Source organism: Acinetobacter sp. ANC_7513, from assembly GCF_056779915.1.
The window spans coordinates 1-252 of sequence record NZ_JBWYIW010000037.1; the positions used below are offsets into that span (position 1 = coordinate 1).

Annotated in this window: 1 protein-coding gene; it reads right to left on the bottom strand. The window is 48.0% G+C overall.

Annotated elements, in window-relative coordinates:
* The coding region (locus AC1M9B_RS14435) for a GA-like domain-containing protein (RefSeq protein ID WP_481609344.1) at nt 1-252 on the bottom strand (252 nt) is incomplete at both ends.

The window sequence follows — 252 nt, forward strand, 5'->3', positions numbered from 1 at the left end:
CTTTTTCTGCTTGTACTGCCTCAGGTAACGCTGTCACTTTTGTTTGTGCTTCTGTTTTCGCAGCAAGTGCATCATCACGTGCTTGAGTCAGCTCAGCAAGTTCTGTTGGCGTGATTAAACCATCTGCTTCGGCATCTGCTAGCGCTTGCTCTGACTCAGCATATGCTGCTTCAGCCGCCTCTACTGCTTCTGTCGCTTCTTCAAGTGCTGCAACTGCATCATCCACACCATCTTCGTTTTCATCATTTACTG